Below are 20,198 nucleotides of genomic sequence, written 5' to 3'. Positions count from 1 at the left end.
GATGGCGACCAAAACGCAGCCCCGTCGGTCTGCTGGCCAGTCAGGTGACGCCGATACCGACGGCTGCGACCTCTGTGGCCTCCCGACACCGTCACCGCCGATTACGGGCGACGACGTAGACGGGGCGTTCTGTTGCCGCGGGTGTCTCGAAATCACGCGTACGCTCGGGGATGCTGCCACGGCAGACCCCGAGACGGTCGAACGCGAACTCGCCGGGGAAGAAGAGACCGTCCCCGACGGAGCCGAACGAACCTACATGGCCGTCGACGGGATGCACTGTGCGACCTGCGAGGCGTTCGTCTCCGGGACGGCCCGGAACTGCGAGGGTGTCTACGCCGCCGACGCGAGCTACGCCAGCGACATGGTTCGGGTCTCGTACGACCCGGAGCAGACCGACCTCGACGACCTCTCGTCGACACTCGCACGCTACGGGTACGGCACCCGCGACCCCGAAGAACGAGCGGCCGCCGAGCGAAGCGACAATCAGGTCGCGCGCTTCGTTATCGGCGGCGGCGTCTTCGGGATGATGGTGATGATGTGGTACGTCCTGTTTCTCTACCCGACGTACGTCGGCATCTCGCCGGTCGTCGAACTCGGCTTCTTCGATGGGATGTACATCCTCGGCAACATCTGGCTCATGACCTCTATCGTCCTGTTCTATACGGGCTTTCCCATCCTTCGCGGGGCCGTCGTCAGCCTCCGCGCGGGCCAACCGAACATGGACTTGCTCGTCTCACTCGCGGCGACCAGCGCGTACGTCTACTCGACCGCCGCTGTCGTCCTCGGTGAGAGCCACGTCTACTTCGACGTGACCGTCGCCATCATCCTCGTCGTGACGCTCGGCAACTACTACGAAGACCGTATCAAGCGCAAGGCGGCCGGTATGCTCTCGGACCTCGCGGCGTCTCGCGTCTCAGAAGCTCGCCGTCGCACTGCGGAGGGTGTCGAGACAGTCCCCGTGGACGCCCTCGAACCCGGTGACTCAGTTGAGGTCCGCCCCGGCGAGCGCGTCCCAGTCGATGGGACCATCGCCGAGGGGACCGCCGCCGTCGACGAAGCACTCGTCACGGGCGAGTCGATGCCGCGAACCAAACGCCCCGGCGACGAAGTCCTCGGCGGGACCGTCGTCACCGACCGCCCGCTGGTCGTCGAAGTCGGCGAGGACGCCACCAGCACGCTCGACCGACTGGTCGAACTGCTCTGGGACATCCAGAGCGCTCGCTCGGGCGTCCAGCGCCTCGCAGACAAACTGGCGACCATCTTCGTCCCGACGGTGCTCGTCCTCGCGGTGGTCGCCTTCGGCGTGACGCTCTACGGCGGCCAGTCGGCGACCGCGGCACTCCTCGTCGGCCTCACGGTGCTCATCGTCTCGTGTCCGTGTGCGCTGGGACTCGCAACCCCACTGGCGGTCGCCTCGGGTATCAAGACCGCTGCGAGCCGCGGCATCGTCGTCGCCTCGGAAGCCGTCTTCGAGGCCGTCCCGGACGTCGACGTGGTCGTCTTCGACAAGACGGGGACGCTGACTGACGGCGACATGGCGGTGCTGCGGGTCGAGTCCGGCGGGGATTGCGACACCGATTCTGCCCTCGAAGCGGCCGCCGCGCTGGAACGCTTCTCTGCGCACCCGCTCGCGACGGCCGTCGTCGAGGCGGCCGAGGAGCGCGAACTCGACATACCCGACCTCCCCGCAGACGCCGTGACTGTCCACGACAGGGGAGTCTCGGGCGTCGTCGAAGGGTCCGAAGACGACACGGGAACCGTCGAAGGTGCCGAGAGCGACACGGGAGTCGCCGAGAGCGAACGAGTCGTCGTGGGCCACCCGGCACTCCTTCGAGACGAGGGAATGGCCATCGGCGACGACCTCGCCGCGGCAATCGATGCCGCCCGCGAGGAGGGTGCGGTCCCCGTCGTCGTCGGCCGGGGAGACAGCGCACAGGCCGTCCTCGTGGTCGGCGACGAACCGCGAGACGAGTGGGACGACGTGGTCGCCGCCGTCGCCGACGACGGCCGACGCGACGTGGTCGTCCTGACTGGCGATTCCGAGCGCGCCGCGCGCCGCTTCCGTGACCACCCGGACGTGACCGACGTGTTCGCGGGCGTGCCCCCGGAGGCGAAAGCCGAGACGGTCGACCGCCTCCGGAGTCGCGGGACGGTGGCGATGGTCGGCGACGGGAGTAACGACGCCCCGGCGCTCGCGGCCGCCGACATCGGTATCGCACTCGGCACCGGGACGGACATCGCTGGAGACGCCGCAGACGCGGTGCTGGTCGGCCGCGACATCGACGCGGTTCCCGACGTATTCTCGCTGTCGGCCGGGGTGAACCGCCGTATTCGCGGGAATTTGACGTGGGCGTTCGGCTACAACGCGGTCGCCATTCCGCTCGCGGTGCTCGGCGTCCTCAACCCGCTTTTCGCCGCCATCGCCATGGGCACGTCGAGTCTGCTCGTCGTCGCCAACTCGTCTCGGTCGCTCGACTAACTGCCGCGAGCGCATTAGTCAAGTCACTGCGTGTCGTTCGTTCACGAACGATGACAGACGACCCCTTCTCGCTCTCGCTGCCGGAGGGGTGGACAGTCGAACTCGACGTGGACGCGAGCGTCGACGACCCCCGGTCGCAAGTCGTCTACGAGTCGCCAGACAGTCGCTTCCGTGTCACTATCACGGAGTTCTCACGCGGACTCACACTCTACTGGTGGGTCGATATCTTCGCCCGGGCGGGCGGCGAGTGGCACCGCCGCGAGACCGGGCTCGGCGATTCGTTTCGAGACCCCGAGGCTGTCGCGGCGGCCGCACAGGACGCGCTCGACCGTCTCGGTGGGTCACTGGAATCTGAACTCGAATCGTTCGCCAACGACTGACTTATCAGGTTCCTGCCGAACTAGCCGGTATGTACATCGTCGCCTACAACGGGTCACAGCTGTCGAATGCAGCGCTCCATCGAGCCGCGACCTACGCGAAGCAGACCGGCGACGACGTTCTCGCGGTCGCCGTCGTTCCCGAGGATGCAGAGTACGCCGTCGAGCAGGGGTGGATACCGTCGAAAGACGACTTCGACCGAGACGATATCGTCAGCGAACTCCACCGCACCGCGGTGAAAATCGCACCGAGAGCATCGTTTCGGTCACTCGCTGCGGGCCGATTCCCGGCCCCTGGCGAAATCGTCGGGAAACTCAAGCGAGTGGCTCACAACGAAGACGCGGATGTCGTCTTCGTCGGGAGCGAAAACGCGGGCCGCGTCGTCACGCCACTCGCCAGCGTCGGCGGCAACGTCGCGAGCGGCAAGACCTACGACGTGCACATCGTCCGACACGCACCGCCGAACGTTCGAGAGCGGCTGCCCAAATCTGACTTCTACTTCACCGACTGACGGCGACCCACCCCATATTCTCCTCGGCAGCCCATTCAGTCTCTCACTCACTCGGCAGCCGATTCGCCTCACCAACTCGGCAGCCCATTCATGTGTCGGCGGCGCGAACCGACCGGTATGGACGATATCAGGTACGTCTACACGGTCGGGTTGGACGACGACGAGGTCGCCGAGCGACTGGCGAACGCCTCGTCGGGAATTCTCTCACTCGCCGACGACGGGAGAGCCTACGGCGTCCCGGTTCACGTCGCGTACGACGCGGAGGGTGGACGACTCCTCTTTCGCCTGACCGACGACGGCGACAGCGAGAAGTTCGACTTCGTCGAGGCGACGACCGAAGCGACGTTCGTCTGTTACGAAGACGCCGGGAAGGACTCTTGGAGCATCATGGCCCGCGGGTCGGTTCGAACGCTTCCAGACGACGAGGTTCCCGACGACGCCACCATCAACGAACTGTTCGGTGGCGTCCGTATCTTCGACGAAGAAATCGACGACCTTCAGGTTCATCTGGTCGAACTCGACTTCGACGAGTTGACGGGTCGGGAGACGGCGCGGTAACTACCACAAGTCTGTGAGAATCGCCGGTGGACATACCTTCTCGCGTGTCGTCCACGTGAAACGTGCACGAGCAGGCGACGCGTGAACGACCACTCGACGGAGAGGCGACGGACGTCCCGTGGCACGCACTCGAACCAGATGCGGCGCTCTCTCGACTCGACAGCAGTGCCGATGGTCTCGACAGCGACGAGGCCGAACGCCGACTCGAACGCTACGGGCCAAACAAACTCGTCGAAGACGAGTCCGTCTCTCCACTGTCGCTTTTGGTCTCACAGTTCACCGGGCCGCTCATCCTCCTGTTGTTCGTCGCTGCGGGCCTCTCGCTTGCGGTCGGCCTGCTTCCGGGGCGCGAACCGGAGTACACCGACGCCGCGCTCATCTTTCTCATCGTGTTCGGCAACGGCATCTTCGGATTCATTCAGGACTACCGCGCTGAGAAGGCGCTCGAAGCACTCAAGGAACTCACACTGCCGAGTGCGACTGTCCGCCGTGGCGGGTCGCTTCGTGAGGTTTCCGCGGAAGACATCGTCCCCGGTGACGTCCTCATCCTCGATGCGGGTGACGCCGTGCCCGCTGACGCTCGGATTCTCGACACCGCCGACTGCCGAGCAGACGAATCGACGCTAACCGGTGAGAGTACACCCGTCGAGAAGGGACCTGCATCGGTCGCGGAAGCGACACCACTCGCCGAACACCGGAGTGTCCTCCACGCGGGCACGACAGTCGTTCGGGGGCGGGCCGAAGCGGTCGTCGTCGGTACTGCCATGGACACCGAACTCGGAGACATCGCAGACCAACTCGAAAACGTCCGGCAGCGCAAGACACCGTTCGAGCGCGAGGTCGACCGACTCGGGCGGCGAATCGGCGTCGGCATCGTCGCACTCATCGTCGTCATCGCGCTCATCCAGTTGTTCGTCACGGCGACGGACCCGGTTGTCGTCCTCCTCGTCGCGGTCACGCTCGCGGTTGCCGCCGTCCCCGAAGGGTTGCCCGCTGTCGTCACGCTCACGCTCGCACTCGGGTCGCGGACGCTGCTCGAACGAAACGCGCTCGTTCGCAACCTCTCTGTGGTCCAGAGCCTCGGGGCGGTTGACTTCGTCGTCACCGACAAGACGGGGACGCTGACCGAGAACCGAATGACGGTCACGAGAGCGTGGGTGCCGGGAAGACGGGCTGTCGAATTCGGCGGTGAATCCACCGAGATGGACCCTGCACTCAGCGCCCTTCTCGCCTGCGGCGTGACGTGTAACGACGCGACGGTTCTCGACGATGGCACGCATCGCGGCGACCCGACTGAAATCGCGCTTCTCACGGCTGCCAAAAGCGCCGGTGTCGACGGTGTCGACGACAGACTCAGCGAGGTTCCGTTCACGTCGGAGCGGCGTCGAATGACCGTCGTCGTCGACGAGTTCGACGCTCCGGGAGACGGTCCGGTCGCACTCATGAAAGGCGGTCCGGAAGTCGTCCTCGACCGCTGTGACCGCATTCTTGTCGACGGCGACATCGAACCGTTGACCGAAGAGTACCGCAGTGAAATCGAGGCTGCGACGGCCTCGTTCGCCGACGACGCGCTTCGCGTGTTGGGGTTCGCGTACGCGCCCGCGGTCGACCCCGACGCCGACGGGGAGACGCTCGAATCCGGGTTGGTCTTCCTCGGACTGCAGGGGATGACCGACCCGCCGAGAGAGGGGGTCGCCGCTGCCGTCTCCGATTGCCAGTCCGCGGGTATTCAGGTCACGATGGCCACGGGCGACACCGCACAGACGGCTCGCGCCATCGCCACGCAGGTCGGTATCGACGCCGACGCGGTTCTCACGGGCAGCGATATCGCCCAGATGAGCGAGTCAGAGCTGCACCACGCAATCGAGGAGACCCACGTGTTCGCTCGCGTCGAACCCGAGCACAAGGTCCGTATCCTTCGGGCGCTCCAAGACGTGGGTTACACCGTGGCGATGACTGGAGACGGCGTCAACGACGCACCGGCGCTCGGGAACGCAGACGTGGGTATCTCGATGGGCGAACGCGGGACGCAGGTCGCACAGGGGGCGTCAGACGTGGTCCTCCGCGACGACAACTTCGTCACCATCCGAGACGCCATCGCCGAAGGCCGGGGAATCTTCGACAACGTCCGCAAGTTCGTCAACTACCTCCTGTCCGCCAACGCCGGAGAAGTGCTCGTCGTCTTCCTCGGAACGTTGCTCGGCGCACTGTTGTTCCCGGACGTGTTCGGCACAGGGTCTGGACTCGTCATCACGCCGGTTGCCCTGCTGTGGCTCAATCTCGTCACCGACGGCTTCCCGGCGCTCGCGCTCGGTGCCGACCCGAAGTCGGGTGACGTCATGAAGCGCCCGCCGCGCCCACGAGACGAAGGCGTCCTCGACGACCGGACCATCGCGTCTATCGTCGGTATCGGCGTTGCGCTCACCGTGACCGGACTGGGCGCGTTCTTCTATGCGCTCGCGGAATCCGGGAGCCTCGTCGTCGCACAGACGGTCCTGTTTACGTTCCTCGTGACCGCCGAGTTGGTTCGCACGCAGTCGGTTAGGCTCCGCTACCGACTCTCGGTACTGTCGAATCTGTGGCTCGTCGGTGCGGTCGGTCTCTCGCTGGCGCTTCACATGCTGCTTCTCTACACGCCCATCGCAGGCGCGTTCGGCGTCGTTCCGCTCGGCCTCCGCGAGTGGGGGTGGGTTGCGGGCGCGTTCGTCCCGTTCCTCCTCGCGAACCTCGTGGTCTTCCGAGTCAACGAGTGGCTGTTCGGTCGGTGACGAGGCCGAGGAGTCGCGTCCGATAGAGGTAGCCGAACACCGACGCGGCGGCGAGGAGTCCGATGGCGACGGCGAGAAGCGGTCCGTTCGCGTCGGCCGCCGCCGAGCCAGCGATGTTCACGAGAAGGAATCCCGGAAGCCGCCCGACGGCGGCGACTGCGACGATACGCCGGACGGGGATGTCGGTCAGCCCTGCGACGAAACAGAGCGCGTCGTCCGGTAGCCCCGGGACGAGAAAGAACAGAAACAGCACTGCGAGGCCGTGGTTTGCAACGAGCCCGTCGAAGCGGTCGAGCGTGTCCGTGGCGACGACTCGTTCGACGTAGGGGCGGCCAAAGTGCCGCGAGAGTGCGACGGCGAGTGCCGTTCCGACGACGATACCAATCATACTGTACAGCGTCCCCAGCGCCGCCCCGAAGAGATAGCCGCTGGCGAAGCCGAGTGCCTGTCCCGGAATCGGGGCGACCAGAATCTGGAGTATCTGGACGCCGACGAACGCGAGCGGCGCGAGCGGACCGAAGTCAAGGAGCCACGCACGAAGTGCTCGCGGGTCGGCGAGAATCGGGACGCGCTCGACGACGAGCGACCCACCGACGACTGCCGCGGCGACGAGGACACTTACGAGGACGAGCGTCCGCCATCGGTCGCGGGGAGATTCGAAGAGTGTTGGGACACGAACCACGCGTGTCACGTCTCGCGCCACCGAGAAAAACCCAGTCGCAGGAGTGCTTTTGTGTCGAGAGAGCGTAATTACGCACATGGCAGACACCATTCTCGTTCCCGTCGATGGCTCACCACTTTCGAAGCGTGCCTTCGAGGAGGCGCTCGGCGACGCCGAATCGACTGTCATCGCCTTCCACGTCATCGACCCGTCCGACCCCGGGTACAGCGCACCGCTGGACGTAGACGTGAGTCTCGAACCACTGCATGGGTCCTCGGAGTGGTACGAGAAAGCCGAGCAGATTGCCGACGAAATATTCGAAGAACTCACCGCCCTCGCCGACGGGACCGGTGTCGACGTCGAGACAGAGACACGTCGCGGCGACCCCGCTCGGGCTATCGTCGAGTACGCTCGGGGCACCGACGTGGACGCGATTTACGTCGGGAGCCACGGACGCTCCGGAGAGACGAATCTCCTCCTCGGGAGCGTGGCCGAACTCGTCGCGACGCGCGCGCCGGTCAGCGTGACTATCGTTCGCTGACTGACTCCCGTTTGCTGACCGACTACCGCTCGCTGACTGCAGTCTTCTCGCAGTCAGTCACCTCTCGTTCGCCGCGTCGTCCTCATCGGTCGGAGGGATACACATGACCGGAACGTCAGAGAGACGAATCACTCGTTCTGCGACGCTCCCGATGAGGTACCGCTCCAGTCCGCTGGTTCCGTGGGTTCCCATCACGACGAGGTCGACGTCGCGCTCGTCGCTGTATCCCACGATGGCCTGGTGTGGAACCCCAACCCGAATCTCCGTCTCGACGGGCACGTCGTGGTCGGACGCAACGTCTGCGACCGTTTGGACCGCCTTCTGGCCGCGTGTCTGTGACTCGGAGTCGTCGAGCGGCATGTCGGCGTGCGTGGTTCGGACGTCGACGACGTAGAGGACGTGGAGCGTTGCCCCGTAGGTCGCCGCAAGGTCACCCGCGTACTCGGCCGCCCGCAGCGCGTGCCGGCTCCCGTCTGTCGGAACGAGAATGTGGTCGAACATATCGAATCAAACGCACGACTGAGCGATAAAACCGGCCCAGAATGCACGTTACTCGCCGTCCCGAAGCGAAGGCGAATCGGGTCCGGTATCGAGGTTCGACTCCGGGGCGAGCGTCGCACTGACGAGTTGGTCGACGCCTCGGCGGAGGCGTTCGGACGTGGACTGCGCCGAGATATCCAACTCGTCGGCGAGTTCCGTCAGTGAGGCCTCTCTCGGAACCTCGAAGTACCCACGTTTCGCGGCGAGTGACAGGACTTGGCGTTGTTTGGGGCTGAGTCCGTAGCCGTTTTGGTCGGTCGTGTCACCGCGGTAGATTCGGTGGACGGACATCTCTACGTCACGTTCGGCACACCGCTGCCGGTAGCAGCGCAGCGCGTCGCGGTCGGGGAATCGCATCCGGGTGTGGAGACCGTCGACGGTGAACGAGGCATCGAGTCGAGACGCCCCGACTTCGGCGTCGGTCGGAAACACTGTCGTGTCTGCATCGTCGGCGACGAACAGACGATAGAGGCGCTGTTCGGGCAAGGATTCCATCAGTGTGGGGTCGACGACTGTCTCGTCGTCGTCCAAGCCAGCCTCGAAGGCGTCGAAGTCGCCGCTGTCGGCCCAGACGAAGAGCACCGGTCGTCCCGACTCCGTGGTAATCGTCTGTTCCACGTCGAGTCGCATCTCGGGTGCTCGCTCGAAGGCTCCCATCAACGGGAGGTCCCAACTTCGAATCGTAAACTCCGCGATACAACTCATCTATTAGTATCCCGCACCCCTGGTGCGTAAAATTTCACATTTGGAACTCGAATGTCGAGAAGTGAATGCGGAGAACCGAAATGTGGACCCGGGCAAGATCCACAGTGTCAGAGGCATGCCCACTGGCACGACGGATGCCGGTCGAGTTTGTGGGCATCGAGTCGTTCACGTGCCACCGACGTATACGTGCTCCCTGATTGGTCAGGCTGTTTTATACCAGTGGCGAAGCGTCACCCTTACTCGGTGGGCACGATTGGTGAGGGTATGAACGTGCCGTGCGTCCGCGTCCCTCGGGAATCGGGTGAAGAGACGCGGAAGCAACTCGCCGACGCTGACCTGCTGGACCACGACCACCAGATTTCGGTCGTCGACGGGGACCTCTACATCCCGGTCGTCGACGCCGACGCCGTGCCATCGGAATTCGAGGTTGTCGAGTACGAAGCACCCGACCGAGACACACAGACGAACCCCGCCGACATCCTCGGATTCGAGCCGTCCTACGAGCGGCTCGGCGACGTGGTTATCCTCGACGAAGACGACGACAAACGCGCCCGCGAGATTGCAGACGCTATCGTCGCCTCGGACCTCCGCGCCGAGACGGTCGTCAACCGCGCGTCCAAAATCAAGGGCGAACTCCGCGTTCGGGACTGGGACGTGCTCGTCGGTGACTCCACGGAGACGGTCCACCGGGAGTACGGCCACGAGTTCCATCTCGACATCGCGTCGGTCTACTTCTCGCCTCGCCTCGCCACCGAGCGCCATCGCGTCGTCGAGCAGATTCGACCGGGCGAACACGTCTTCGACATGTTTGCTGGGATCGGTCCCTTCGCCATTCCCGCGGCGGCCACCGGTGCCGAGGTCGTCGCGTGCGACCTGAACGAATCGGCTATCGAGTATCTTCGGGAGAACGCCGACCGCAACGACGTCTCCGACCGCATCACCGCGATTCAGGGCGACGTGCGCGAAGTCGCCGCCGACTACGAAGGGTGGGCGGAGCGACTCGTCATGAACCTCCCGCACAGCGCAAACGAGTTCGTCGAGACTGCGGTCAAACTCGCCGCCGACGAGTGTGTCGTTCACTTCTACGATATCCAGCACGAGGACGACCCGTTCGGTCCCGGACTCGATGCGATTCGAGACGCCGCCGAACCGGCGTTCGAGGTGGAAGTGCTCGAAGAGAAAGTCGTCCGGTCGTACGCGCCTCACGAGTACAACGTGTGTCTCGACGTTCGCCTGACGAGACGGCAGTAGGACAGTCGAGCGGCGTGCTGGCGACCACCAGACACCACGGTGATTCGCAAGCCTTAATTACGTAACCGGGGTACGGAAGAATGCGTTCGAAAGCCCACCGCGCCGGTGTAGCTCAGCTGGCAGAGCGATTCCTTCGTAAGGAATAGGCCGAGGGTTCAAATCCCTCCACCGGCTCTTTCTACCGAACACAGTGAGGTTGAAGAGCCTCGCGTGGAGGGATTTGAACAAAGGAGCGACTGCAAGGAGCGACTGTGGTTCACAATCCTCTCCACCACCACCGTACTACACCCTTCAACCCAACACACCACTATTTTCAACGGAACTAATTGCCGGGCGAGAAGCAGTCCACACGATGCCCTCCACGAACGACATCGAACGACCACAGGAAGTGCTCGCAGTCGCACAGCGATATTACAGGCGCGAGCGTCTGTTGAGTACCCTCGTCGTCGCACTCGTCACGTCCTTGTTCCTCGGGAGCTACCTGCTGACGTCACTGCTGCCCGCAGTCGTCGTCGCTGCAATCTTGGTGGTCGTCGCCCGCGCGCCAATTCTACAGTCGTACGGGACGGTTCGACTCCGGTCTGACGACGCTCCGGCGACTGTCGTCGACGCGTTCGCCAGCCCGACGCCACCGATGCTCGCGTTTCAGTGGGGCGTCGCGGACGAGGTAACGACGGGAGACGGAGAGGTAACGTACACGATTTCGTATCTGTTCGGGTTGCGCACTGCCGAACTGACCCTCCAGACACAAGCGGAGCCGACGCCAGACGGTGCACACCGAGTCACCGTCGAGGTGACAGTGAACGACCAGCCGTGGGCGACGTATCTCGCGACAATCGAGGGCGACGACGGAACCAACGGCAACGATGCCAGCGGGAGCACCGACAACAGCGACGGCCAGACGACTATCGACATCGAGTACACGTCGAATCGGCGATTCGGACTGCGACGTGTCCCGCAGCAGTTCATCGCGGAGCGATACCGCGGCGAGGCGCTGTCGGTGCAAGGGTACACAGTCGTCGAGCGCGATTCACACTTCGGTCTCTGAACGGGGGTTCTGGTGCGTCAGCCTCCGGAACCGGCCGACGTTAGGATACGGCTTCAACCCCTCAGTCGGCTCACCCAAGAACGATACACGTGCTCGTCCGGCCGACGCCTTCGAACTGTTGGATGTCGTCGGAGATGAGTCCGAGTAGGTCGCGCTCCGAGTCGGCTTCGACCTCGGCGACGATATCGAATTCGCCAGCGACGATACTCGCTTTCACGACGTTGTCGAGTGTGCGTAGCTGCTCGACGACATCCCGCGCGGTTCCTGCACCGGTCTGGATGGTGACGTATGCCTCGACCATTCGTGAATGTAGCCTGTCAGCAAGTATAAATTTACGTCTGACTGTGAGCAACCATCGGATGACCCGAACACTCGCGTTCTCTCACGCCGAGTCGAACAGTCGGTCCCAGACAGCGTGGCACTCTCGGCAGAGGTATCCCGTGAACCCATCGACCGTATGCCCGGTCACCGTGGTGTCGGCTCCGCATCGTTCACATCTCATACACTCGCGTTCCACTGACTATCGTATTGTAATGAGTCTCATAGGATCCGTCCAATCGAGCTCAAAAATCGGTTGTAACGGACTAAAACGACAGACAGCAGTTCAGTAGTCGCCTAGGCCGCACACACCCGCCTCGTCACCCATCCGCTCTACGCCGGGTGCGAACCGACCCAACTTCCAGTCTGGGTCGTGGCCTGTCTCCTCTCGATGGGCCTCGATTCGTTGCCGTGCTGCGGCGAGTTTTTCGAAGGTCTCTTCGAGCTCACAGTCCGGACAGCGAACCGTCGCACGAGGAGTCGTCATTGTCCGAATAGAGCACACCCATCGAGATAATTGCGTCGAACATGCTGTTAGATGTGCGGTCTGGGGAGTTCGTCCACTAAAATGAGGTCCGACGGTCCCGCGGTCGTCAGCCCATGACGAGCGACATCCAGCGGTTCCGACGGACGAACTCCAACTCTTCGAGGTACGCGTCGACTCCGAGGATGCGGCCCGCACCGAATGCGCCGAGGCCGAACAGGAGCACCGCGTAGACCATGTGGTCGTCTACAACCCACCCGTGGGCGAGGGGCAGACCCGTGAGGAGACCGCCCTGTAGCGATGCCGCCCAGTAGAACAGCATCATCACCGCACCCCAGAACGCACTCCATCGGACGAACGCGCCAAGGATGAGTGCCAACCCGGTGAGGGTCAGCCCCCACATGTTCAGCATGTCGATAAGCGGACTTCCAGCCATCGAACTCCACAGCCCCATCAGTGGGTTCCCCGGGGGAATCGCATTCGCAAGGAATCCCGCGGCGGTCCAGTTGTTCGACGGGTCGGCGTCGAGGTACGTGACGAGTTTCGTGACGCCCCCTTGGAACAGTGTCCATCCCATCACGACTCGGAGGAGGAACAGCGAATATCCGACCCACCGCTCCGAATACTCGAACCGTACGCTCTGTCCGAACATTTCAGTCTCTAGTGTGCGACTACTCGTTGCCATACTGGTGGACGTACGACCCTCAAGCCAAAATAACGTGGCTGTCATTCTCACACATTAAGAGAGACAACGAAGGTCACGCTGTTTATCATCGCCGACGACAGAGCACCAGCATGCTCACCTTCACCGGACTCGGTCTGTACGACGAGCGGTCAATCACAGTCGAGGGGGCGGAAGCCCTCGAAGCCGCCGACCGCGCGTTCGCAGAGTTCTACACCAGTCACCTCGTCGGCGCGAGTGTCTCCGATCTCGAATCGTACCACGACATCGACATCGAGGTACGCGACCGCGCCGGCGTCGAACAGGACCCCGAGGAGATTCTCGATGCCGCCGAAGACGAACACGTCGCCTTCCTCACCGCCGGTGACACGATGATTTCGACGACGCACGTCGACCTTCGACTCCGCGCCGAAGAACGCGGTATCGAGACGAGACTCGTCCACGGTGTGACGGCCCAGTCAGCCGCAAGCGGTCTCACCGGCCTCCAGAACTACCGCTTCGGAAAAGCAGTCACGCTTCCGTTCCCCTTCGTCCACGGGGGCGACCCCGTCCCACAGAGCGTCGTCGACTCCCTCGAAGCGAACCGCGAGCGCGGCCTCCACACGCTCGTGTATCTCGATATCAAAGTCGAATGGGAGGGCCGCCGCGGCGTCGAAATCGACGACGACGAATACATGACGGCCGACTACGCAGCTGAGTTGTTCGCCGAGCACTGGGACCCCGACGCACTCGGCGTGGCTGTCTGCCGAGCCGGCAGTCCGAACCCTGTCGTCGCCGCGGACCGACTCGAAGCACTCGCCGAGCGTGACTTCGGTGAGCCGCTTCACATGCTCATCATCCCCGGAGAAGTCCACCACGTCGAAGCCGACGCGCTGATGGCTCTCGGTGGGGCACCAGCGGACCGCTTCGACGACTTCTAAAAAGGATTAGTTCCGCGAAACTCGTCGCCGCCCAGACTATGCTCGCCGGTCGTCCGGGACGTCGATGCCGAGCTCGGCGCGCAGGTCGTGTTCTTCACCAGTGATCATATAGAGGACATCTTCGATGATGGTGAGCAGTTCTGGCACCTCTCGGACGACCAAGTACGTGATTCCGATGAGTGCAACCACAGCGAGCACTTGGCTGATGATTCGGTCGGAGATGAAAAACGAGACCATGTAGGGGTCAGACGACCCAAACAAGAAGAGAATCTCGTCGACGAACAGGTGGAAGTACTGCTTGCCGACCGAGATGGTGATAAACGTCGTCCGAAGCAGGTTCAGGGCGTAGATAATGGGAACCGCAATCGCGAGACCACGGGCCTTGCGACGAATCGGTGCGTCAACTGCCGCGATGAGGCCAGCGAAGATGGCGATACTTCCGAGGCCAGTGCATGCAAGAACGACCGAGACCTCGATTCGGTGGGTGCCCTGCATCCACAAGAAGGTATTCAGATAGCCTTCGTCGCCAGTAATCATCGTCGTCGAGTAACCGAGCGATTCGATGAGGAAGTTCGTCTGTGCGGCGACGGTCTCCATCAGTACTCCACGCGGTGCAGGAACCGTCGTTCCGAGAAGCGCCAACGCGGGTATCGTCTCGAAAGGCAAGTAGACCACACCCATGGCTGCAACGGCGCGCGAGAGGACGAAGAGTGAGTCTCGTCCGCTGTAGAGGAGCCACCCAGCATAGAGCGATGCTGGAACAGCGGCGATAGTCAACAGCCCCTCGATGTAGCTCTTGTGAACGAGCGTGAAGTGCGGAATGAGTTGGAGCCAAAAGAGTGCAAAGAGAACCCACCCAGCAGTCATCACGTTGCGGCCGAGTCCGCGGTCACGACCGGTCGCAACCACACCTGCCACGAAGGTCGCAATGACCACCCAAGCGAGGATATCAGAGAGCAGTCCGGGCATACGTGTTGGGATGTCGTGCAGTCACTAAATCCCTTGTCGTTGCGTGCGCCCAGTGCGCTCGACCGGTTGGGGTGGGTGACCTTCTGTGCGAACGGAGCCTGGCGCTATCGCTCGCGAGACGAGGCCAATAAAAGAACGTTGAGGGGACCGGGGAAGTTCCCGGTGGTAGTTAGCTATCGGAGTTAGTCGCGGCGGACTGCGAGGAGTGCCGCAGCGACGAGGGCGACGAGGGCCACAGCGATACCGAAGCCAGGCGTGCTGGATTCAGTGGTCTCTTCTGCGGGTTCCTCAGTCGCGGCTTCCGTAGCGGTTGCCGTCGGCGTTGCCGTGGCGGTTGCCGTCGGCGTTGCCGTAGCGGTTTCCGTAGCGTCCGTCGTCTCTGCAGGCGTGCTGGTCGTCTGCTCAGCAGCAGCGCCAACGACGCCGTCAGCGGAGGCGTCCTCAGCGGAGCCGGAGTCGACGGAGACGGTCACTTCGAACGTGTCGTTCTCGTTCTGCTCGGAGAAGTCGAACGTGGACGAGAACGTTCCGTCAGCCTGGACGTAGGCCGTCGAGGTCTTCAGGAAGCGCGGCTGGGTGTCGCCGTCGGACTTCACGCGGATGGTGAGAGCCGTACCGGGTGCGACCGAAGCCGTACCGGAGACGGTCTGATCAGCAGCAGCCGCGACACCGAATTCGTCCTGGTCAAGGTCGAGCGTCGGCTCGACAACTTCGTACTCTGCGGAGACGGACTCATCGTCCTCGGCGAGGTCGCCGTCTTCGAGGACGGTGAACGTCGCGTTGAACGCGTCGTCGTCTTCAACAGCGAACTGGTCGGCGTTGCTGTCGTAGTAGTCCGTACGCGAGGACGAGACGTCGTCGAGGTCGTAGGCGATGAAGTACGTGTCGTTGTCGCCGTCAGCGATGACCGTGGCGCTGGAGCTGTTGATGCCCAGAACCTTCGCGTTGCGGTTCGGACCAGGGTTGGTCTGCTCGACCGTGACGTTGAACTGCGAGCCCGTGAGGGCGTCGAAGTCAGACTCGTCGAATGCGCCTTCGAGACCCGTGGCGGAGACCTGCTGGACGACGAAGTCGCCGTTAGCGACAGCGTCGGATTCCGTCAGGTTGCCGTTGTCGATGGCGTCGTAGACGTCTTCGGTCTCAGTGAGGTCTGCGCCCGTCGGGGCCGTCCAGATCTTCTGAGACGTCGTGCTGCGTTCTTCGAGGACAAGCGTGCCGACGTTGTCGGCGTCGCCGCCCGTCGAGACTTCGAGGTCGTAGTCACCAGCGTCGAGCGTGGTCGTGACGCCCGTCGTGATGTTCGCGTCCTCGATGGTGACACTGTCGTCGCTGTCGTCGACACTGAACGAGTCAGCGTCGTCAGCGTCGTACGTGTTGAACAGGAGGATAACTTCGCCGTCGTCGTTACCGTCTTCGACGGTTGCGTTCGCGGTGTAACCGAGGTTGTCGCCGCCGATCATGACGTCGACTTCGTCCGTGCCTTCCATGGTCACGGTGATCTCAGCGATGTCGCCGACCTGTTCGGTGACGACGGAGGTACCGAAGTTGGACGTGGAGTCCTTGGCCTTCGAGACCGAGACCGTGTCAGATTCGACGGTGACACCGGAGAAGGTGTCCGTCACTTCGACGGTGTAGTCGCCGGCGTCCAGGGAGCCCAGGTCGAAGTCGGCTTCACCCTGACCGTCGAGCGTGAGGGTCTGGGAAGCGCCGTCGACTTCGTCACCGTCATCGTCGAGCGCGACGACGTCGACGGTACGACCGTCGGCGTGCGCCGTGATCGAGCCTTCGAGAGCGTCTTCATCCGTGATGTTGAGGTCGTCGACAGAGACTTCGAGACCGAGGTCACGGACGTCGACGGAGGACGTCTGGCTGTCGAATTCGAACTCGTAGGAGTCGAGTTCGCGGTCGGACGTGTCGAAGAGGAAGACCTTACTGTTCGTGCCGGTGGAACCGTCGAACACGTAGTCGTTGTCTTCGTCGACTGCGTCAACTGCAACGTCTTCGTTCGTGCTGTTCGAGACGACAGCAACAGTGGAGCCCTTGTAGGCCGTGTTGTTGTTGGTGCCGCTCACGTAGACAGGCGCGAACGTGACGTCTTCGGTGCCGGAGACTTCGTTACCAGCATCGTCTTCGACCGTGTACTCAACTTCGAGGTCCTGCGTGTAGACGTCGCTGAGCTGGAAGACAACGCGACCGTTGTCGTTGATGTCTTCGCTCGTGACGCTGAAGTCCTCACCATCGGTCAGGTTGATGGAGTTGATCTTGACGTTCTCGTCGAACGCGACCTCAACCTCACCGTCAGCCTTTGCGCTACCGTTCTGGTAGTGGATGGCGGAGAGGAGGGACGGCTTGGTGTCGTCAATAGAGATGGTGACACTGCTGTCGAACGAGTTGTCACCATCATTCAGCGAAGCATTTTCGAAGGCGTGAACCGTGTAGTCACCTTCGGACAGGCCAGCAATCGACAGGTTTGCAAAGTTAACCGGGTTTGCACTGTAAGAGGAGTTGCTGACATTCGCTTCGCCAGAGTCGAAAGCGCCGTTACCATTCTCGTCAACGAATACGTGCATGGCGCCGTCGCCGGAGCCAGTCGCATCGTCTTGAACCGTTACAGAAGTCAGGTTGGTCGTGTCCGACGTGAAGGACGTCGAAGAACCAACACTAACAGACTGAGCAGTCGCAGCAGCCGTGCCCGTGAACGCGATGGAACCGGCGAAGACCGAGAGAACCATCAGCGCAGAGAGCAGAACTGCGCGAATCTGTTTGTTGCGTGTCATTGTTTAGAGATGTTTCTGCAAGCGGCGAAGCAGCTTTCGTCCCAAATACGCCCAGGGGTAGGTCAGGGCGCGGGGTTACTCGCTGGAATCACCTTGGGTAGGGGTACACCCGGACCTATCTCAAGGGGATATAAATGCTTTGTGTATTCTATTGGTAACAATACACTCCAGAGATAAATACTGTTGTCTAGATGAAAATAAGTGCCAGAGATTGTTTGGTGCCGAACGCCGGAGTGAAGCTAGTACTAGTTATTCAGGCGATTCGAAGTCCGACGGCAGAATCTCTATCTCGTGGCCGTCGGGGTCCTTCGTGAAGGCGTACCGGTCGTCACAGGACGCTGGGTCACGGTAGTCTTCGGCTTCCCGTTCCATCAGCGCCTCCCAGTAGTCGCCGAGGTCGTCGGCACGGACGGCAAGGTGGCCCCACGCGTCGCCCATATCGTAGGTTCGACCGTCGTAGTTGTACGTAAGCTCGACAGCCATCGCCTCCTCTGCGGCGTCCTTCGGCTTCATGAAGTAGTTCGCGAAGGTGTCGGACTCCCAGCGACCGGTGTGTTCGTACTCGAACTTCCGCGTCCAGAATCCGAGTGCTTGGTCGGCGTCCTCGACTCGAATCATCGTGTGGTCGAGACTCCACTTAGCGCCCTGATTCCGCTGGACGATTTCGACTTCGTGGCCATCCGGGTCTTTCACGAACGCGTAGCGACCGCCGCACGACTCGGGGTCGCGGTAGTCTTCGACGCCCTCGTCCATGAGCTGCTGGTAGGCGTCTTCGAGTTCTCCCTCGGGGACGCGAACGGCGATGTGTCCCCACGCGTCACCCATCTCGTAGGTGTGGTCGCCGTGGTTGTACGTGAGTTCGAGGACCGCACCATCCTCGTGCAGGTCTTCCGGGCCGAGATAGACGTTGGTGAACGTCTCGGCTTCCCACCGACCTTTCTCCTCGTAACCGAGGTGGGTTGTATACCAGTCGAGCGATTCGTCGAGGTCTTCGACGCGGAGCATCACGTGGTCGAGGGTTCCGGACATACCCGAGTGGTGTAACTCACTGTCGAAAAGCATACCGGACCCGGAAGCCTTCGAATGTCGTTCACACGGTGTCTAGCCGGTGGTGTGTCGCTCAAGACGTGCCGCATAAGTACCCGCCATCGGAATACCATAGTCGTGTCTGCCCTCCCCAATCCAGTGCGGCTTCTCATCCTCGGTATCGGCCTCGCCCTCTCTCGGCTCGGCCTCGTCGACCGCGAGCGAGCGGTCCGTACGACCGACCTCGCGTGGCCTCGCATCGTAACGGGCATCGCCCGCATGTCGAAGAACGCCGTGGACGTTGCGATGGTTGGGCTTGCATCTGGGACCGTCGCAATCACCGGTGTTGGATTCGCGGGACCGTTCTGGGGACTCGCATTCGCCCTCGGTGGCGGTATCGCGGGCGGGACTATCGCACTCGTCTCACAACGATACGGGGCCGACGCACTGCACGAGTTGGGGCTGGCAGTGCGGTCGAGCGCGTTCTTGACCGTCGTGGCGACACTCCCCGTCACGGCGGTGTTCTGGATGTTCCCGACCGAGCTGTTGTCGCTTTTGACCGACAAGCCTGATGCTATCAGACTCGGCGCGGAATACCTCAAAATCGTCGGACTGGGCGTTCCATTCGCGGGACTCAACCTTATCGGAAGCCGCGTCCTCGTCGGTGCCGACGACGCCTACACCGCGATGACACTGCGCGGGAGCGGGGCCGTCATCAACATCGGCATCAACGCGGTGCTCATCTTCGGACTCGGTTTAGGCGTCCTCGGCGCGGCACTGGGGACCGTCCTCTCGAACGTGGTCGTAACGAGTGCATTCGTTATCGGCTTGTCTCGCGGACGACTCCCGGGTGTCGGAGCGTTCCCAGTCACTATCGACCCCTTCGGCCAGTTTGTCGACCCGGAGACGCTCCGCGACCTCGTCGACATCGGCCTGCCAGTGATGGGACGCGGCTTGGTGTGGACCGTCGCGGAGTTCCCGATGCTCGCTATCGTCGACAGTTTCGGCCCCGACGTCGTCGCGGCGTTCGTCATCGCACGGCGTATCTGGGGCCTCATGAACACGCCCGGTTGGGGCTTCGGACTAGCGTCGTCGAGTCTCGTCGGACAAGCACTCGGGAAAGACGACGAACGGACGGCGGAAATATACGGGCACGAAGTCATCCGGTTCGCCGTGGCGACGTACCTCGTCTCCGCACTCATCGTCGCGGTGTTCGCACGAACTATCGTTCTTGGCTTCGTCGACGACCCGACGAGTTCAGCGGTCCCTATCGCGGTCGACCTCGTACACGTCGCGTGTCTCGCCGTCATTCTGCAGGGGGTGTCCGGTGGGTCGGCAGGCCCACTCGACGCCAGTGGCGACACCCGATGGACGTTTGGGAGCCAGTTCGTCGGGATGTTCTTGGGGTCGATTCCGCTTGCGTACATCGGCTCTGTCACGTCGCTCGGTCTCGTCGGCCTCTACCTCGCGTTCGTCGCCGAGACGACGATTCCGGCGACGCTCAACTACTATCGGTTCCAAACGGGAACATGGAAAGCGGTCAGTCGGGACTACCGCCCAGAGTCACCAGCGGGCGACTGAA

19 protein-coding genes and 1 tRNA gene are annotated in these 20,198 nt (G+C 62.7%); 11 read left to right on the top strand and 9 right to left on the bottom strand.

From position 1 onward, the window contains the following. The first annotated feature begins 1 nt into the window (after position 1). The 5 genes from KU306_RS09315 (at position 2) to KU306_RS09295 (ending at position 6,694) form a co-directional block, all read left to right on the top strand. Positions 2 to 2,479, top strand: a complete 2,478-nt coding sequence (locus KU306_RS09315; RefSeq protein ID WP_258301781.1) for a heavy metal translocating P-type ATPase — start codon at positions 2 to 4, stop codon at positions 2,477 to 2,479. A 50-nt stretch (positions 2,480 to 2,529) separates the two neighbouring features. Next, positions 2,530 to 2,859 (top strand): hypothetical protein, encoded by a 330-nt coding sequence (locus tag KU306_RS09310; RefSeq protein ID WP_007538950.1) that lies wholly within the window; start codon positions 2,530 to 2,532, stop codon positions 2,857 to 2,859. Positions 2,860 to 2,888: 29 nt separating this feature from the next. Next, on the top strand, positions 2,889 to 3,368 hold the full coding sequence (locus tag KU306_RS09305) for a universal stress protein (protein ID WP_007538949.1): 480 nt from the start codon (positions 2,889 to 2,891) through the stop codon (positions 3,366 to 3,368). A gap of 117 nt (positions 3,369 to 3,485) precedes the next feature. After that, positions 3,486 to 3,926: a pyridoxamine 5'-phosphate oxidase family protein gene (locus tag KU306_RS09300; protein WP_074791858.1), complete on the top strand. Its 441-nt coding sequence runs from the start codon at positions 3,486 to 3,488 to the stop codon at positions 3,924 to 3,926. Between the two features lie 62 nt (positions 3,927 to 3,988). Next, a complete protein-coding gene (locus KU306_RS09295; RefSeq protein WP_258301780.1) occupies positions 3,989 to 6,694 on the top strand; it encodes a cation-translocating P-type ATPase in 2,706 nt (901 codons plus the stop codon). Here KU306_RS09295 and KU306_RS09290 read toward each other — a convergent pair. Further along, positions 6,669 to 7,376 (bottom strand): TVP38/TMEM64 family protein, encoded by a 708-nt coding sequence (locus tag KU306_RS09290; protein WP_007538943.1) that lies wholly within the window; start codon positions 7,374 to 7,376, stop codon positions 6,669 to 6,671. The two genes, KU306_RS09295 and KU306_RS09290, sit on opposite strands and share 26 nt — an antisense overlap. A gap of 76 nt (positions 7,377 to 7,452) precedes the next feature. Between KU306_RS09290 and KU306_RS09285 the strand changes: the two genes are divergently transcribed. Then, the gene (locus KU306_RS09285) at positions 7,453 to 7,896 is read left to right on the top strand and encodes a universal stress protein (protein ID WP_258301779.1); all 444 of its coding nucleotides are present in this window, start codon (positions 7,453 to 7,455) and stop codon (positions 7,894 to 7,896) included. Positions 7,897 to 7,953: 57 nt separating this feature from the next. Here KU306_RS09285 and KU306_RS09280 read toward each other — a convergent pair whose 3' ends face one another. Next, a complete protein-coding gene (locus KU306_RS09280; protein ID WP_258301778.1) occupies positions 7,954 to 8,397 on the bottom strand; it encodes a universal stress protein in 444 nt (147 codons plus the stop codon). Positions 8,398 to 8,445: 48 nt separating this feature from the next. Then, positions 8,446 to 9,141 (bottom strand): helix-turn-helix domain-containing protein, encoded by a 696-nt coding sequence (locus KU306_RS09275; protein WP_049918526.1) that lies wholly within the window; start codon positions 9,139 to 9,141, stop codon positions 8,446 to 8,448. 264 nt (positions 9,142 to 9,405) lie between these two features. On the opposite strand from KU306_RS09275, the gene KU306_RS09270 reads away from it, so the two are divergent. The 3 genes from KU306_RS09270 (at position 9,406) to KU306_RS09260 (ending at position 11,440) form a co-directional block, all read left to right on the top strand. Next, positions 9,406 to 10,392 (top strand): class I SAM-dependent methyltransferase, encoded by a 987-nt coding sequence (locus tag KU306_RS09270; RefSeq protein ID WP_258301777.1) that lies wholly within the window; start codon positions 9,406 to 9,408, stop codon positions 10,390 to 10,392. Positions 10,393 to 10,493: 101 nt separating this feature from the next. Next, positions 10,494 to 10,566 (top strand) — tRNA-Thr (locus tag KU306_RS09265). A gap of 178 nt (positions 10,567 to 10,744) precedes the next feature. Further along, positions 10,745 to 11,440, top strand: coding sequence for a hypothetical protein (locus KU306_RS09260; RefSeq protein WP_258301776.1), 696 nt, complete (start codon positions 10,745 to 10,747; stop codon positions 11,438 to 11,440). Between the two features lie 70 nt (positions 11,441 to 11,510). Here KU306_RS09260 and KU306_RS09255 read toward each other — a convergent pair whose 3' ends face one another. The 3 genes from KU306_RS09255 to KU306_RS09245 all read right to left on the bottom strand — a co-directional run bounded on the left by KU306_RS09255 (position 11,511) and on the right by KU306_RS09245 (position 12,894). After that, positions 11,511 to 11,741 (bottom strand): Lrp/AsnC family transcriptional regulator, encoded by a 231-nt coding sequence (locus KU306_RS09255; protein WP_007538926.1) that lies wholly within the window; start codon positions 11,739 to 11,741, stop codon positions 11,511 to 11,513. A gap of 303 nt (positions 11,742 to 12,044) precedes the next feature. Next, positions 12,045 to 12,245, bottom strand: a complete 201-nt coding sequence (locus KU306_RS09250) for a DUF7542 family protein (RefSeq protein ID WP_007538922.1) — start codon at positions 12,243 to 12,245, stop codon at positions 12,045 to 12,047. Positions 12,246 to 12,351: 106 nt separating this feature from the next. After that, positions 12,352 to 12,894, bottom strand: a complete 543-nt coding sequence (locus tag KU306_RS09245; protein WP_258303390.1) for a DoxX family protein — start codon at positions 12,892 to 12,894, stop codon at positions 12,352 to 12,354. A gap of 143 nt (positions 12,895 to 13,037) precedes the next feature. Here KU306_RS09245 and dph5 point away from each other — a divergent pair, with 143 nt between their 5' ends. Next, complete coding sequence (gene dph5, locus KU306_RS09240; protein ID WP_258301775.1) at positions 13,038 to 13,844, top strand: diphthine synthase; 807 nt, start codon at positions 13,038 to 13,040, stop codon at positions 13,842 to 13,844. 36 nt (positions 13,845 to 13,880) lie between these two features. Here dph5 and artA read toward each other — a convergent pair whose 3' ends face one another. The 3 genes from artA to KU306_RS09225 all read right to left on the bottom strand — a co-directional run bounded on the left by artA (position 13,881) and on the right by KU306_RS09225 (position 18,619). Next, positions 13,881 to 14,813: an archaeosortase A gene (artA, locus tag KU306_RS09235; RefSeq protein ID WP_258301774.1), complete on the bottom strand. Its 933-nt coding sequence runs from the start codon at positions 14,811 to 14,813 to the stop codon at positions 13,881 to 13,883. Positions 14,814 to 14,995: 182 nt separating this feature from the next. Beyond that, positions 14,996 to 17,590, bottom strand: coding sequence for an ArtA-dependent S-layer glycoprotein (locus KU306_RS09230; RefSeq protein WP_258301773.1), 2,595 nt, complete (start codon positions 17,588 to 17,590; stop codon positions 14,996 to 14,998). A 249-nt stretch (positions 17,591 to 17,839) separates the two neighbouring features. Further along, complete coding sequence (locus KU306_RS09225; protein ID WP_258301772.1) at positions 17,840 to 18,619, bottom strand: VOC family protein; 780 nt, start codon at positions 18,617 to 18,619, stop codon at positions 17,840 to 17,842. 135 nt (positions 18,620 to 18,754) lie between these two features. Here KU306_RS09225 and KU306_RS09220 point away from each other — a divergent pair, with 135 nt between their 5' ends. After that, positions 18,755 to 20,197, top strand: coding sequence for an MATE family efflux transporter (locus KU306_RS09220; protein ID WP_258301771.1), 1,443 nt, complete (start codon positions 18,755 to 18,757; stop codon positions 20,195 to 20,197). Position 20,198 lies beyond the last annotated feature (1 nt).

Origin of the sequence: Haloferax larsenii (assembly GCF_024730625.1) — an archaeon.
GTDB classification, from domain to species: domain Archaea; phylum Halobacteriota; class Halobacteria; order Halobacteriales; family Haloferacaceae; genus Haloferax; species Haloferax larsenii.
This window is presented reverse-complemented; position numbering and strand designations above follow the sequence as displayed.